General features: G+C 63.9%; 11 protein-coding genes. 5 read left to right on the forward strand and 6 right to left on the reverse strand.

Annotation, left to right across the window (positions count from 1 at the left end; genetic code table 11):
* The first annotated feature begins 11 nt into the window (after positions 1-11).
* The 3 genes from DIE15_RS30350 (at position 12) to DIE15_RS30360 (ending at position 3,899) form a co-directional block, all read left to right on the forward strand.
* Positions 12-1,439, forward strand: coding sequence for a collagen-like triple helix repeat-containing protein (locus tag DIE15_RS30350; RefSeq protein WP_124835090.1), 1,428 nt, complete (start codon positions 12-14; stop codon positions 1,437-1,439).
* A gap of 148 nt (positions 1,440-1,587) precedes the next feature.
* Positions 1,588-3,273, forward strand: a complete 1,686-nt coding sequence (locus DIE15_RS30355) for a ShlB/FhaC/HecB family hemolysin secretion/activation protein (RefSeq protein WP_124835091.1) — start codon at positions 1,588-1,590, stop codon at positions 3,271-3,273.
* Positions 3,274-3,437: 164 nt separating this feature from the next.
* The gene (locus DIE15_RS30360; RefSeq protein WP_057924326.1) at positions 3,438-3,899 is read left to right on the forward strand and encodes a DUF2147 domain-containing protein; all 462 of its coding nucleotides are present in this window, start codon (positions 3,438-3,440) and stop codon (positions 3,897-3,899) included.
* Between the two features lie 90 nt (positions 3,900-3,989).
* Here DIE15_RS30360 and DIE15_RS30365 read toward each other — a convergent pair whose 3' ends face one another.
* From DIE15_RS30365 to typA, 6 genes are all read right to left on the reverse strand, one after another.
* Positions 3,990-4,400: a transposase gene (locus DIE15_RS30365; protein ID WP_185734573.1), complete on the reverse strand. Its 411-nt coding sequence runs from the start codon at positions 4,398-4,400 to the stop codon at positions 3,990-3,992.
* 143 nt (positions 4,401-4,543) lie between these two features.
* The gene (gene zapE / locus DIE15_RS30370) at positions 4,544-5,641 is read right to left on the reverse strand and encodes a cell division protein ZapE (RefSeq protein ID WP_057924324.1); all 1,098 of its coding nucleotides are present in this window, start codon (positions 5,639-5,641) and stop codon (positions 4,544-4,546) included.
* A 99-nt stretch (positions 5,642-5,740) separates the two neighbouring features.
* Positions 5,741-7,171, reverse strand: a complete 1,431-nt coding sequence (gene lpdA, locus DIE15_RS30375) for a dihydrolipoyl dehydrogenase (protein WP_057924323.1) — start codon at positions 7,169-7,171, stop codon at positions 5,741-5,743.
* A gap of 81 nt (positions 7,172-7,252) precedes the next feature.
* Entirely contained in the window at positions 7,253-8,527 is a 1,275-nt protein-coding gene (odhB, locus tag DIE15_RS30380) for a 2-oxoglutarate dehydrogenase complex dihydrolipoyllysine-residue succinyltransferase (protein ID WP_057924322.1), read from the reverse strand.
* 135 nt (positions 8,528-8,662) lie between these two features.
* Complete coding sequence (locus DIE15_RS30385) at positions 8,663-11,527, reverse strand: 2-oxoglutarate dehydrogenase E1 component (RefSeq protein WP_124835093.1); 2,865 nt, start codon at positions 11,525-11,527, stop codon at positions 8,663-8,665.
* Positions 11,528-11,845: 318 nt separating this feature from the next.
* On the reverse strand, positions 11,846-13,672 hold the full coding sequence (typA, locus tag DIE15_RS30390; RefSeq protein WP_057924320.1) for a translational GTPase TypA: 1,827 nt from the start codon (positions 13,670-13,672) through the stop codon (positions 11,846-11,848).
* Between the two features lie 324 nt (positions 13,673-13,996).
* Here typA and DIE15_RS30400 point away from each other — a divergent pair, with 324 nt between their 5' ends.
* Both DIE15_RS30400 and DIE15_RS30405 read left to right on the forward strand, forming a co-directional pair.
* On the forward strand, positions 13,997-14,488 hold the full coding sequence (locus tag DIE15_RS30400) for a MarR family winged helix-turn-helix transcriptional regulator (protein ID WP_124835094.1): 492 nt from the start codon (positions 13,997-13,999) through the stop codon (positions 14,486-14,488).
* An 87-nt stretch (positions 14,489-14,575) separates the two neighbouring features.
* Positions 14,576-16,072 (forward strand): efflux transporter outer membrane subunit, encoded by a 1,497-nt coding sequence (locus DIE15_RS30405; RefSeq protein ID WP_057924318.1) that lies wholly within the window; start codon positions 14,576-14,578, stop codon positions 16,070-16,072.
* Positions 16,073-16,111 lie beyond the last annotated feature (39 nt).

Raw genomic sequence — 16,111 nt, forward strand, 5'->3', positions numbered from 1 at the left:
AGGAGTCCTTTATGTCCCAGCAACGTTCCATTACGACGGCCGCCCCGCGCCAGTGGCGCGTACCACTCACCGCCTTCGCAGCAGCCTGCCTGCTCGCCGCATGCGGCGGCAACAGCGTGAGCACACCGCCGACCAGCAGCAACGGCGGCAGCTCCAGCGGCACGAGCGGGACCAGTGGCACGAGCGGCACCAGCGGTACGACGACCGGCACCAAGGGCGTCATCAGCACGGTCGGCCAGACCGCTACCGATCTCGGCAGCACGGTCGGCAACATCAGCGTGCCGGGCCTCGGCGACGGCGTGACAAAGGGCGTCGGCAGCACCCTGGCCAGCACCGGCACGATCGTCGGCGCAGCCGTCGATGCTGTCAGCAACGGCCTGGGACAGATCGGCACAACGAAGGATCCGGTCGGCACGACGGTCGCCGGCCTCGGGAATGTCGTCGGTGCGACGAGCAACACCGTGTCCGGCCTGAGCTCGACGGTCAAGGCACTCGGCACGGGGCAGCTCGCGCCGCTCGCCCCGGTGACGACGCCGGTCGGCACCGTGCTCGACACCGTAGCCAACGGCCTCGGGGCCGCCGGCACGACGATCGGCTCGACGCTGTCGTCGGGTGCCGTGCAGCAAGTAACGCAGCCGCTCAGTTCGGCAATCACGCCGCTGGTGATTACCGCGGGTCAGGTCACGCAGCAGGTCGGCACGACCACGGGCCTCGGACAACCGGTGTCGGGCCTGCTCGGCCAGGTTGGCGGCGCAATCAGCTCGGCAGGCAAGCAGGTCGGCAGCACGTCGAATCAGCCGCTCGTCGGCGATGTCGGCCAGCTCGTCACCACGGTCGGCAACACCGTCACCAACGCGGGCGGCCTCGTGAACCCCAACGGCCCGAACGGTGCGGCACCGATCCCCGGCCTGATCACGAGCCTCGTCGGCGGCTCGACGACTACCGTCCAGAACGGTTCGTCGTCGGGCTCCAGTTCGACCAATCCGCTCGGCGGCCTGCTGTCCGGTCTCGGCGCGACGCCGCTCGGTTCGCTCACGGGCGCAGTTGGCGGTGCAACGGGCAACTCGGGCGGCAATCCGCTCGCGCCGGTCACCGGCCTGGTCTCGACGGTCACCGGCGCGCTGGGCGGCGTCGGCGGTTCGAGCGGCAGCAGCCCGCTCGCGCCGGTCACGGGCCTCGTGTCGACGGTGACGGGCACACTCGGTGGCGCAACGGGTGGCACGGGCGGTGCAAACCCACTCGCGCCTGTCACCGGTTTGCTGAATACTGTCACCGGAGCAGTCGGCGGTGCAGCAGGATCCGGGGCTTCGTCGAGTCCGCTCGCGCCGGTCACGTCGCTCATCGGCGGCGTGTCGGGGACGGCATCGTCTGGCAACTCGACGAGTCTCCTGGCACCGGTAACGGGACTGTTGGGCACGCTGGGTAGCGTTGGCAAGTAAGAAGGAGGACGGTCGCGCCTTTGCAGCCGGAGCGGGAGGCGCGGCCGTACAGACACAACCGGCACAATGCGGCACGCGGCGCGACACCTCGGTGTTGCGCGCCCGCATTAGAAAAGAAGACGAAAAACAAGGCCTACGAGGAAGAACAATGAAATCCAGACTCGACAGATGGATGATGCTGCTCGCCATCGCGGCAGCAGGCACGGCACACGCACAGACGCGCGCGGCGGGCAACCCGCTCGATTCCCTCCCCCAGATCAACGCGCCGAAGAAAGGCCCGAGCGTCACCGTGCAGGTCGCGCCACAGGCACCGCAACTGCAGGAACTGTTGTCGCGGCACCTCACGCCGAGGACGTTCCAGGTTGAAGGCGTGAAGTCGGTGCCGTTCGACGAAATCTCGCGTCGCTTCACGCCCCTCGTCGGCAAGGACATCACGATCGGCGATCTGATCGAAACCGCCAACGGCGTGACCAAGCTGTACCAGGATCGCGGCTATGCGCTGTCGTTCGCATTCATTCCCGCGCAGACGTTCGAGAATGGCGTCGTGCGCGTCACGGTCGTCGAAGGCTACGTGTCGGACGTCAAGGTCACCGGCAAACCCGGCGCGATGGAATCGAAGATCCGCGCGATCGCCGCGCACATCACGGCCGATCGCCCGCTGCGCCGCGCGACGTTCGAACGCTACGTGAATACCTTTGGCCTCCTGCCCGGCGTCACGGTGAAGGCCAACGTGCCACCGCCGCAGACGACCGACGGTGCGACGACGCTCGAACTGGCCGTCGACCGCAAGGCATTCAACGTCAGCACCGGCATCGATTTCAATCACCCGGGCGTCCAGGGACTCATCACCGCAACGGAGAACGGCCTCACCTCGTTCGGCGAGCAATTGAGCATTTCCGCGCTGGTGCCGCCCGGACGCGACAAGCAGACCTACGTCGCATTCAGCGGCGCGGTGCCGGTCGGCAGCAGCGGCCTGGTCACACGCCTCGACGCCAGCACGTATCGCGGCAAGCCGACCGACAACCCGGGCCTGCCGTCGACCGTCGAGCGCACAGTCAAGAACGAGAAACTCGGTCTTTCGGCATCCTATCCGTTGCTGCTGAACAACCAGCGCAGCCTGCTCGGCACCGTGTCGGGCTATGCGTCGCACAACGAAGACCGCTACCAGAACAAGATCACCGGCAACAGCATCGACACGCGATCGCAGGTACGCGTGCTGCAAATGCAGCTCGACTACACGAGCGTGTCGGCCAAGCAGGTACAGAAACTCAGCGTCAACGTCGCGAAGGGCTTCAACATTCTCGGCGCGTCGAAATCGCAGGACATTACGATCGGCTCGAACACGACGTCGGGGGACAGCCCGATCTCGCTGACGTTCGTGCGCACCGGCGCGACCTTCACGCAGACCAACGAATGGCCGTTCAAGATCGGCACGTCGGTCTCGCTGACCGGCCAGTACAGCCCCGACTCACTGCCGACGTCGGAACAAATCTCGTTCGGTTCGACGCGCTACGCGCTCGGCTACCAGCCTGGCGAAACGTCGGGCGACTCGGGCTGGGGCATGTCGCTGGAGGTGAACCGCGGCTTCACGCCGGGCTGGACGTACATGAAGTCGATTACGCCGTACATCGCATACGATATGGCGCGCGTATACCTGCACACGGGCACGCCGTCGCCGAGCCGCCTGTCGTCGGTCGGTATCGGCGTGCGGTTTTCGGACAGCCGCTACTACAGTCTCGACCTGAATATCGCGAAGCCTGTCGGCGATGCACCGGTTGAAAGCGCATCGCGCAGCCCGCGCGTGAATGCTGCATTCTCGTATCAGCTCAACTGATCAGTCACCAAACAGTCCGTGTCTTGCGGGCTGTTTCGATTAGAGTCCCCTCTATCAAACGCAGCGCGCGGTTTCACGTATTCTGGCAAAGCTCGCAACATGACCGCCCCATGCAGACGGTCGTGCGGGCGCATCGAACACGACATGAAACAAGGAGGAAGACGATGATTCAACTGACCCGCCCGTTGCGCGCACTGGCTGTCGCAAGTGCCTTGCTCGCTTGCGCCGCCCCCACGTTCGCCCAGACCGATAACCCCATCGGCATGTGGCAGACCATCGACGACAACACGCATCAGCCGAAGGCACTCGTGCAGATCGCCGACGACGGCGACGGTTCGCTGTCGGGCAAGGTCGTCAAGGGCCTCGGCGCCAACGACACGCCCGATCGTCGCTGCACTGCATGCACGGACGAGCGCAAGGATCAGCTCATCAAAGGCATGACGATCATCAAGGCGATGAAGAAGGACGGCGACCACTGGGACGGCGGCAACATTCTCGACCCGGAAAACGGCAAGGTCTATAAGTGCAAGATGTCGCTTGAGGACGGCGGCCAGAAGCTCGTCGTGCGCGGCTACATCGGCGTATCGCTGCTCGGCCGATCGCAGACCTGGGTTCGCGCACAATAACGCGACGCTCGACGCAATGAAAAATCGGCCTGCGACGTCGTCGTCAGGCCGATTTTGTTTTGGTGTGGGCGTGAATGAAATCGAACGACATCACGCTGCGTGCTTCAGCGTGTCCGACGCATAGCCGCCCGGTGCACGATATACCGGCGCTGCGGCACTCCTCACCTCGGCCGCTTTCGATTGCGCATGCTTGCGCATCCGCGTGGACAGTTCGTTGCACAGATTCGCGCCTACGTCGCCATACAGCTCGCGCATCACCTGCATCAACGTGCCGGTCTCGTGCCAGACCTTGAAGCGGCGATGGCATGTCTGGTACGAAGGGTAACGACGCGGCATCGCAGACCACGTCGCACCGCTATAGATGACCCAGAGTACGCCGTTCAGGACCGCGCGGGTGTTGGCCAACGGTCGGCCGCGCAACTCGGTGCGCGGCTGCATTTCGGGCAGAAGCGGCACGACGCAGTGCCACTCGTGGTTTGTCAGATCGCGATACGGTGTCATGGACATCTCCAGCCTTAGGAACCATGACACAACGATATCGGCTGGCCTCAACGATGAATATAAGACATGTCCGAAAATGCCCGGAGATCGCCAGAATTTGACCGGAATTGACGGTTGAAGCCGCCACCTGCCGAAGACCGCGATCAGGTCAACGAAGTATCGACGATGCGGCGCGGCGTTTCGAGATACTCCTTTGACTGCATCTCGACGATCCGCGATACCGTGCGTGCGAACTCGTTCGCCATCGGCCCTTCGACGTACAACTGCTCCGCCGGCACCGCCGCGGACATCAGCAGCTTGACCTTGTGATCGTACAGCACGTCGATGAGCCAGGTGAAGCGCCGCGCCTCGGACGCCATGCGCGGCGACATCTGCGGCACTTCGGACAGCACGATCGCGTGAAAACGGCTGGCCAGCTCGAGATAGTCGTTCTGCGAACGCGGGCCGCCGCACAACGTCGCGAAATCGAACCAAACGACCCCGTCGGCCTTGCGCAACGCCTTCAGCTCGCGCTTCTCGATATGCAGGATCGGGCTTTCGTCCGGCACCGCGGCGAGCTTCGCGAATGCATGACGCAGTTCGCGATCGGCATCCGCACCGAGCGGCGTGTGATACATCTGCACCTGCGCGAGCGTGCGCTGGCGATAGTCAACGCCCGCGTCGACGTTCAGCACGTCGAGCTTTTGCTTGATCAGCGCGATCGCCGGCAGCATGCGGTCGCGATGCAGGCCATCGGGATACAGGTCGTCGGGATCGTAATTGGACGTCATCACGAACTGCACGCCGTTGTTGAATAGGCGATCGAGTAGCCGGTACAGGATCATCGCGTCCGCGATGTCCGACACGTGGAATTCGTCGAAACAGATCAGCCGGTAGCGCTTCGCTATGCGTCGCGCGAGCTCGTCGAGCGGATCGGCCTGCCCTTTCAGTTCCTCGAGTTCGCGGTGCACTTCGCGCATGAATTCGTGGAAGTGCAGGCGCGTCTTTCGCTGCACGGGCACCACCGCGTAGAAGCTGTCCATCAGGAAGCTCTTGCCGCGGCCGACGCCGCCCCACATGTAGACGCCGCGCGGCAGGTCCGGATGATTGATGAGCTTCTTGAACGCGTTCGAGCGGCGCGCCTTGTAGTCGACCCACTCGTCGAAGCAGTGCTGCAGGCGATCGACGGCCACGCGCTGGGCGGGATCGGACTGATAGCCGCGCGTGGTCAATTCGCGCGTGTAGTATTCGGTGACGTTCATCGGGCAAACCGGAAAAAACGAAGGCGAGCGGAAAACCCCCGCCCGCCTTCGTCATGAGACGGCTGCGCCGGCCGACGGCCGGCCGGCACTATACCGCGCTCAGCTGTTCAGCGAGCGCTTGTCGACGGCGAGCGCCGCTTCGCGCATCACTTCCGACATCGACGGGTGCGGGTGGCAGATACGGGCGATGTCTTCCGACGCCGCCTTGAACTCCATCGCCACTACGGCTTCCGCGATCAGGTCCGACGCATTCGCCGCGATCACGTGCACGCCGAGCAGTTCGTCGGTCTTCGCGTCGGCGATCATCTTCACGAAACCGTCCGGTGCGTTCATGCCGAGCGCGCGACCGTTGATCGAGAACGGGAACTTGCCCGACTTGATCTCGCGGCCTTCGGCCTTCAGTTGCTGCTCCGTCTTGCCGACCCATGCGATTTCCGGGTACGTGTAGATCACCCACGGAATGCAGTTGTAGTCGATGTGCGGCTTCTGGCCGTCGATCACTTCCGCGACCAGCACGCCTTCGTCTTCCGCCTTGTGCGCGAGCATCGGGCCGCGCACCACGTCGCCGATCGCGTAGACGTTCGGCACTGCGGTACGGCAGTGGTCATCCACGTCGATGAAGCCACGCTCGTTCGCCTTCAGGCCGATTGCCTCGAGGCCGAGGTTGTCGGTGTTCGGCACGCGGCCGACCGACACGATCAGGCGGTCGGCATCGAGCGTCTGCGCGTTGCCGTCCTTGTCCGTGTAAGCGATCGACACGCCGTTCGCGGTCGTCTTCACGTCACCGATCTTCACGCCGAGATGAATGTCGAGGCCCTGCTTCTTGAACAGCTTGGCCGCTTCCTTCGCGAGCGCTTCGTCGGCTGCGCCGAGGAACGCCGGCAGCGCTTCGAGCACCGTCACTTCGGCACCCAAGCGACGCCACACCGAGCCGAGCTCGAGGCCGATCACGCCTGCGCCGATTACGGCGAGCTTCTTCGGCACCGAGTCGAACGTCAGCGCACCTTCGTTGTCCGACACGATCTTGTTGTCGACCGGGATGTTCGGCAGGTGACGCGCCTTCGAGCCCGTCGCGATGATCACGTTCTTCGCGGTGACGACTTCGGCTTCACCCTCGCCGCTCACTTCGATCTGCACGCCGGCGTCGGTCTTGCCGGTGAACTTGCCGTGGCCCTTCAGCCAGGTGATCTTGTTCTTCTTGAACAGGAACTCGATACCGCTCGTCATCTTCTCGACGATCGCGTCCTTGCGGCCGAGCATCTTCGCGACGTCGATCTTCACGCCGTCAACCGTGATGCCATGGTCGGCCAGGTGGTGCGACGTATTCTCGAACTCTTCCGACGACGCGAGCAGCGCCTTCGACGGGATGCAGCCGACGTTCAGGCAGGTGCCGCCGAGCTTCAGCGCGCCGGCCGGGTTCTTCCACTTCTCGATACAGGCAACGGTCTTGCCGAGCTGCGCGGCGCGAATCGCGGCGATGTAGCCGCCGGGGCCGGCGCCGATCACGACGACGTCAAATTCCTTGGACATGACAATCCTTTCTACTTGTACACCCGCACGCTCGCGCGTAGACGCGAGCGTGCCGAGCGGATCAATGCGGTGAGACTTGGCTTACAGGTCGAGCAGCAGGCGTGCCGGATCTTCCAGCGCATCCTTCATCGCGACGAGCGACAGGACTGCTTCGCGGCCGTCGATGATCCGGTGGTCGTACGACAGTGCCAGGTAGTTGATCGGACGGATCACGATCTGGCCGTTCTCGACAACCGGGCGCTCCTTCGTCGCGTGCACGCCGAGGATGGCCGACTGCGGCGGGTTGATGATCGGGGTCGACAGCATCGAGCCGAACACGCCGCCGTTCGAGATCGAGAACGTACCGCCCGTCATTTCCTCGATCGACAGCTTGCCGTCCTTCGCCTTCTGGCCGAATTCGGCGATCTTCTTCTCGATCTCGGCGAGGCTCAGCTGGTCCGCATTGCGCAGGATCGGCACGACCAGGCCGCGCGGCGAACCGACCGCGATACCGATGTCGAAGTAGCCGTGATAGACGATGTCGTTACCGTCGATCGACGCGTTCACGAGCGGGAACTTCTTCAGCGCGTGCACGGCCGCCTTCACGAAGAACGACATGAAGCCCAGCTTCACGCCATGTTCCTTCTCGAACTTGTCCTTGTACTTGTTACGCAGTTCCATGACCGGAGCCATGTTCACTTCGTTGAACGTCGTCAGGATCGCGTTGGTTTGCTGCGATTCGAGCAGACGCTCGGCGATACGCGCACGCAGGCGCGACATCGGCACGCGCTGTTCCGGACGGTCGTTCAGCCACGTCGCTGCCGACGCCGGCACCTTCACTTCCGGCAGCGCCGGCTTCGCAGCGGCGGTTTTCGCCGGTGCGGCGGCCGGAGCGGCCTTCGGTGCGCTGCCTGCGGCCAGCGCATCGCCCTTCGTGACGCGGCCGTCGCGGCCCGAACCTGCGACGTCGCCTGCCGACAGGCCCTTCTCGGCCAGCAGCTTGGCTGCGGCCGGCGATGCGGTTGCCGACGATGCAACTGCGGCAACCGGCTGTGCTGCCGGTGCGGCTGCAGCAGGCGCTGCCGCCGGCTTCACTTCGGCGGCGCCTGCCGCTGCTTCGGCAGCACCGGCCTTCGCTTCGGTGTCGATCGTCGCGATGATCTGGTCGGCGACCACGGTGTCACCGTCGTTCTGCAGCACTTGCGCAAGCACGCCCGCGGCCGGTGCCGGCACTTCGAGCACGACCTTGTCGGTCTCGAGTTCGATCAGGATTTCGTCTTGAGCGACTGCTTCGCCCGGCTTCTTCTTCCACTGCAGCATGGTGGCTTCCGAAACCGACTCCGAAAGCTGGGGGACTTTGACTTCTACGATAGCCATGTGATTTTCCTGGATGCTTAATCTGGGTAATGACGAGGTTCGTGCGACTCCTTCGGCCGGTGCGGCGCGCAACGCGCCCGGCAGGCCAAAAGAGACGGGAAAGCGCCACGCGCCTTCCCGTTTCGCTTCCGTCGGTTATTTCGCGATCGATGCGCTCTTCAAGCGGCCGAAAGCACCTTCGATGAGGGCCTTCTGCTGCTCGTAGTGCTTCGCGTAGTAGCCAACCGCCGGCGAGGCCGAAGCCGGACGGCCGCTGTATGCCAGCTTCTGCCCTTCCTTCATGCCTTCCTTCAGATGGTGCTCGACGTAGAACCAGGGGCCCTGGTTCTGCGGCTCGTCCTGCACCCAGACCACTTCAGTCGCGTTCTCGTACTTCTTCATTTCGGCTTCGAACTGCTTGTGCGCGAACGGATACAGCTGCTCGATACGGATGATCGCGACGTCGTTCGCCTTCGCTTCGCGGCGATGTGCGACGAGGTCGTAATACACGCGGCCCGAGCACGCCAGCACGCGCTTGACCTTCTTCGCGTCGATGCCGCCGTCGGTTTCGCCCAGCACCGGCTGGAACGAACCCTTCGCGAGTTCCGACAGGTCCGACACCGCTTCCTTGTGGCGCAGCAACGACTTCGGCGTTGCGACGATCAGCGGCTTGCGGAACAGACGGATCATCTGGCGACGCAGCAGGTGGAAGATCTGCGCCGGCGTCGTCGGCTGAACGACCTGCATGTTGTGATCGGCACACAGTTGCAGGAAACGCTCGATACGGGTCGACGAGTGTTCCGGACCCTGGCCTTCGTAGCCGTGCGGCAGCAGCATCGTGAGGCCCGACACGCGGCCCCACTTCACTTCGCCCGACGAGATGAACTGATCGATCACGACCTGCGCGCCGTTCACGAAGTCGCCGAACTGGGCTTCCCACAGCACGAGCGTGTTCGGCTCGGCGGTCGAATAACCGTATTCGAAGCCCAGCACCGCTTCTTCCGACAGCACCGAGTCGATCACCGTGAACTTCGCCTGACCTTCGGCGATGTTCTGCAGCGGCACGTACGTACCGTCGTTCCAGCGCTCGCGGTTCTGGTCGTGCAGCACCGCGTGACGGTGCGTGAACGTGCCGCGGCCCGAGTCCTGGCCCGTCAGGCGCACCGAGTAGCCCGACGCGACGAGCGACGCGAATGCGAGGTGTTCGCCCATGCCCCAGTCGAGCGGCTGGTCGCCGCGCGCCATGTTGCGGCGGTCGTTGATCACGCGCTCGACGAGCGGGTGAACCTTGAAGTTTTCCGGAACCGTCGTGATGCGTTCGCCAAGGCGCTTCAATTCGGCGAGCGGCACGGCAGTGTCGGCTGCATCCGTCCACTTGCGGTTCAGGAACGGAACCCAGTCGACCGCGTACTTGCTCTTGTAGTTCGACAGGACCGGATCAACGGTGTGGTGACCGTCGTCCATCGCCTTGCGGTACGCCTTCACGTAGTTGTCGGCGTCTTCCGCGCTGATCACGCCCTGCTGCACGAGCTTCTCTGCGTACAGCGCACGGGTGCCCGGGTGCTGCGCGATCTTCTTGTACATCAGCGGCTGCGTGACGGCCGGCGTGTCCTGCTCGTTGTGACCCAGCTTGCGGAAGCAGACGATGTCGATCACGACATCCTTGTGGAACTGCATCCGGTAGTCGATCGCGATCTGGATCGCGAGCACGACGGCTTCCGGATCGTCGCCGTTCACGTGCAGCACCGGCGCTTCGATCATCTTGACCACGTCGGTACAGTACAGCGTCGAGCGCGCGTCGCGCGGGTCGGACGTCGTGAAGCCGATCTGGTTGTTGATGACGATGTGCAGCGTGCCGTGCGTGCCGTAACCGCGCGTCTGCGCGAGGTTCAGCGTTTCCATCACGACGCCCTGGCCGGCGAAGGCCGCGTCGCCGTGGATCTGCACCGGCAGCACCTGCAGGCCGTCTTCGTCACCGCGACGGTCCATCCGCGCCTTCGCGGAACCTTCGACCACCGGGTTCACGATTTCGAGGTGCGACGGGTTGAACGCGAGCGACAGGTGAACCGGGCCGCCTTCCGTCGACACGTCCGACGAGAAGCCCTTGTGGTACTTCACGTCACCGGCCGGCAGGTCGTCGACGTGCTTGCCTTCGAATTCGGCGAACAGGTCGGCCGGCATCTTGCCCAGCGTGTTGACCAGCACGTTCAGACGGCCACGGTGGGCCATGCCGATGATGATTTCCTGCACGCCGCGCTTGCCCGAGTGCTGGACGACTTCGTCCATCGCCGCGATGAAGCTTTCGCCGCCTTCGAGCGAGAAGCGCTTCTGGCCAACGTACTTGGTGTGCAGATAGCGCTCGAGGCCTTCAGCGGCCGTCAGGCGATTCAGGATGTGCTTCTTCTCGTTTGCCGAGAAGTTCGGCGTCGCGCGGATCGACTCCAGGCGCTCCTGCCACCAGCGCTTCTGTTCCGGGTCGCTGATGTACATGTATTCGGCACCGATCGTGCCGCAGTACGTGTCGCGCAGACCCTTGACGATGTCACGCAGCGAAGCCTGGTCGAAACCGAAGTACAGGTTGCTTGCGCTGTACGTCTGGTCGAGGTCGCCTTCGGAGAAATCGTAGAACGCGGGTTCGAGCTCGGGAATGGCGGGACGTTCGCGACGCTTCAGCGGATCCAGATTGGCCCATTGCGAGCCGAGGAAGCGATAGGCGCTGATGAGGGACTGGACGTGCACTTGCTTGCGTGCCGCAGCCAGATTGCTGGTGCTTTCGCGCGGGATGAAGGCATTGGCCTTCGCACGCTCGGCGAACGATTCGACGATCGGGAAATGGGCGACGTCATTGGCATTCGAACCGTCCGTTGCAGGCACGTTCTGCAGCGCGTCGAAATACTCTCGCCAGTTCTCCGGCACGGATGCCGGATTGTTGAGGTATGCATCGTACAGTTCTTCAACGTACGAAGCATTGCCGCCGAACAGATAGGAGTTCAGCTGAAACTGCTTCATTACATCTGACATTTTACGCTCACCTTTCTTCGAGCTTCTCGAGAAATAGCGGGTTACTCAACCTTCCGCGACACGGCCTGACCGTTTAGCGGATTGCGAATCAAGTCTTGCTTGGAAGGACCTAAAACTTGCGTGCGCGCAGCATATCACAGAACCGTTACCGGAGTTCACGACGAAATGTGCCTGAAAGCACCACGCGACGGGGTTTTGCCGGATTGCCACGACCCGCGGGAACAGTGTTTTGCAGACAGTCCGATTGCACATCGCGCAGATGCAAAAAAGGCTGCCCGCAGGCAGCCTTTTCCGTGATGCAGCGAACGGTCGAAACGCTTAGTCGACCGCGCCTTCGCGGCTCGCGCGGCGACGCTCGTGCTCCTTCAGGAAGCGCTTGCGCAGGCGGATCGACTGCGGCGTCACTTCGACGAGCTCGTCGTCGTCGATGAATTCGACCGCGTACTCGAGCGACATCTGGACCGGCGGCACGAGACGCACGGCTTCGTCGGTACCCGACGCACGCACGTTCGTCAGCTGCTTGCCCTTGATCGGGTTCACGACGAGGTCGTTATCACGGCTGTGGATGCCGATGATCATGCCCTCATAGAGCGCATCACCCGGCTTCACGAACATGCGGCCGCGATCCTGCAGCTTCCACAGTGCGTAGGCCACGGCAGCGCCGTCGTCCTGCGAAATCAGCACGCCGTTGCGACGCTCGAAGACCGAGCCGTCCTTGACCGGCGCGTACGAATCGAAGATGTGGCTCATCAGGCCCGTGCCGCGCGTGAGCGTCAGGAATTCGCTCTGGAAGCCGATCAAGCCACGCGCCGAGATCTTGTACTCGAGACGCGTGCGGCCGCGGCCGTCCGACGCCATGTCGAGCATTTCGCCCTTGCGGCGGCCGAGCTCTTCCATCACGCCGCCCTGGTGCTCGTCCTCGACGTCGACGGTCAGCAGTTCGTACGGCTCGTGCCGCGCGCCGTCGATTTCCTGCATCACGACGCGCGGACGCGACACGGCCAGCTCATAGCCTTCGCGGCGCATGTTCTCGACGAGAATCGTCAGGTGCAGTTCGCCGCGGCCCGATACTTCGAACACCGTTTCGTCGCCCGTGTCCTTCACGCGCAGCGCGACGTTGTGGTTCAGTTCCTTCATCAGGCGGTCGCGGATCTGGCGGCTCGTCACGAACTTGCCTTCGCGGCCGGCGAGCGGCGACGAGTTGACGAGGAAGTTCATCGTCAGCGTCGGCTCGTCGACGGTGATCATCGGCAGCGCTTCCGGCGTATCGACCGCGCAGATCGTCGCGCCGATGCCGACGTCTTCAATACCGTTGATCAGCACGATGTCACCGGCTTCGGCCGACTCGACCTGCACGCGCTCGAGGCCCTTGAACGACAGCACCTGGTTGATCTTGCGGTTCAGCACGTCGCCTTCCGGGCCGAAGCGCATCACGACCGGCTGACCCGGCTTGATGCGGCCACGCGTGATGCGGCCGACGCCGATCCGGCCGACATACGTCGAAAAGTCGAGCGACGTGATCTGGAGCTGCAGCGGCGCTTCCGGATCGGCCGGGCGAACCGGCACGTGCGCGAGGATCGCCTCGAACAGCGGGCGCATGTCGCCTTCGCGAGCGGCCGGGTCGAGCGACGCGTAGCCGTTCAGGCCCGACGCGTAGACGATCGGGAAGTCGAGCTGCTCTTCGGTCGCGCCGAGCTTGTCGAACAGGTCGAAGGTCTGGTTGATGACCCAGTCGATCCGCGCGCCCGGACGGTCGATCTTGTTGACGACGACGATCGGCTTCAGGCCGAGCGCGAGCGCCTTCTTCGTGACGAAGCGCGTCTGCGGCATCGGGCCTTCGACGGCGTCGACGAGCAGCAGCACCGAGTCGACCATCGACAGCACGCGCTCGACCTCGCCACCGAAGTCCGCGTGCCCCGGCGTGTCGACGATGTTGATGTGCGTGCCTTCGTATTCGACCGCGCAGTTCTTCGCGAGAATCGTGATCCCGCGCTCTTTTTCGATGTCGTTCGAGTCCATCACGCGTTCGGCAATCTGCTGGTTCTCGCGGAAGGTGCCGGACTGGCGGAGCAGTTGGTCGACGAGCGTGGTCTTGCCGTGGTCGACGTGAGCGATGATGGCGATGTTGCGAAGGGCGCGGGTCATAGAAACCTGGAAATCGTTGAACGCGCAAACGCGCACGCTCGTTCGACACGTGCGCGCGCGTTGCAGCTTGGAAACCACGAATTATAGCACGTGCGAATGTCGAGAGCCGGACTGCCCGCTGCAACGCAACAAACAGCGCCCCCGCCCCTTCCCTTGCGCGCTGAATCGATCCCTCAAAGCTGCCGCCAATCGACCGAAAACCCTTACCGCGACAAGGGAATTCCGGCCCACGGAGCGCGCCCTCGCCCGTTCGATTAACATTTGCCGAGGCAAGCAATTGTGTCTATACTGCTGCCTAGTCAACTATTGCAGCTTCAGGGTTTTATGCCGGATTCTCCTTCTCAATCGCCTGTTTCGCCACTGTCCTCGTATCAGATGAACGACAGCGTCGGTTATCTGATGTCACGCGTGAAGTCCGTGATGACCAACCTCGTCACGCAACGCACGCAGGAAGAGCTCGGCATCACGGGCACGCAGGCGAGCATGCTGTTCATGATCGCGGTCGGCAAGTGCTCGACGGCCGCCGAACTCGCGCGGGAATACGGGATCGACGCAAGCGCGGTCACGCGCCTGCTCGATCGCGTCGAGAAGCGCGGCCTGCTGTCCCGCGTGCGCAGCATCGAGGATCGGCGGGTCGTGCGCCTCGAGCTGACCGACGAAGGCCGTGCGCTTGCCGAGCGACTGCCGCCGGTGTTCCGCAGCGTGCTCGACGAGTTGCTGGACGGGTTTACGCCGGAAGAAGTCGGGTTCCTGAAGAGCATGCTGCGCCGCATTCTCAGCAACTATTGCGAGACCGCGGGCAGTAGCATCACGTAATAGTTGCCATAACAATTACTTTTGACAGATTAGTGTAAGGAAATCCTTGCAGTGTCCATCATTCATTCCGAGTCAGGGAACAGCGCGATGAAATCCTCCCCGTTGTTCGTGCGCGCCGGGTCGTGCCGCGCCGCCGTCGCCGCCGCGGTTGCCGCGCTGGCACTGGCGGGCTGCGCAAACTACATCGGCATCAAAAGCGACAAGCAGATCGCTCCCGCGTCGCAATTCGAAACCGCCCAGAGCCTGCCGGCCCAGGGCGGCCAGTGGCCGGCGCTCGACTGGGCAAACCAGTTCGGGGATCCGCAGCTGCCGAAGCTGATCGACGAGGCGCTCCAGGGCAACCCGTCGATCGCGCAGGCGCAGGCGCGCATCGCGAAGGCGTCGTCGTACATCGAATCGTCGCGCTCGAACCTGATGCCGAAGGCCGAAGCCAGCTACTCGTGGACGCGCGAGCTGTATTCGTCGAACGCGCTGTTCCCGCCCCCGTACGGCGGACAGTGGTACAGCGAGAACAACGCGCTCGCGAGCGCGTCATGGGATCTCGATCTGTGGGGCAAGAACCGCGAGCGCCTGCACACGGCCGTGTCGCAGGAAAAGGCCGCCGAAGCCGACATGCAGCAGGCGCGCATCACGCTCGCATCGTCGGTCGCACGCACCTACAACTCGCTCGCGCAACTGTATGCGCTGCGCGACATCGCGCAGCGCGAGATCACCAATCGCCAGACGGTCGGCAAGATCACCGACGGCCGCGTATCCGCCGGCCTCGACACCAATGTTGAACGCCAGACTGCGCGCGGCAATATCGCGACGACCCAGGCGTCGCTGTCCGACCTCGACGGCCAGATCACGACCGTGCGTTACCAGCTCGCCGCGCTGCTCGGCAAGGGTCCGGACCGCGGGCTGCAGATCGCCGCGCCGGTGATGAACCCGACCGGCGAAGTCGCACTGCCCGGCAACCTGCCGGCCGACCTCGTGTCGCGCCGCCCCGACATCGTCGCCGCACGCTGGCAGGTCGAGGCCGCGATGCACGACGTGAAGGAAGCGAAGGCCGAGTTTTTCCCGGACGTGAACCTCGCCGCCGGCTTCGGCTTCGATGCGTTCGGCTGGGGCAAATTCCTGAATTTCGCGAGCCGCCAGGCGCAGTTCGGCCCGGCCATCCACCTGCCTATCTTCGATGCCGGCGCGTTGCGCGCGCAGCTCAAGGGCCGCTACGCCGACTTCGACCTGTCGGTCGCGAACTACAACCAGACGCTGATCGGCGCGCTGAACGACGTCGCGACCCAGGTCGCGTCGATTCGCGCGGTCGATCGCCAGATGGACGATGCGCAGCGTGCGCTCGATGCGTCGACGCGTGCGTACGACCTCGCCGTGATCCGCTACAAGGCCGGCCTGTCGCCGCAGCTCCAGGTGCTGACCGCGGACAGCAACCGCCTCGCATCGGAACAGACGGTGACCAACCTGAAGATGCGCCGGCGCGACATGCAGCTCGCGTTGATCAAGGCGCTCGGCGGCGGGTTCGACGCGACCGGCACGCGGCTCGCCGCACCGGACGCCGACAAGCAGACAAAACAGGCCGCCAACTGATCCGGCGCCACCACTACGCAGATACTCGAAATAACGGAC

Source organism: Burkholderia sp. Bp9031 (assembly GCF_003857965.1).
GTDB lineage: Bacteria > Pseudomonadota > Gammaproteobacteria > Burkholderiales > Burkholderiaceae > Burkholderia > Burkholderia ambifaria_A.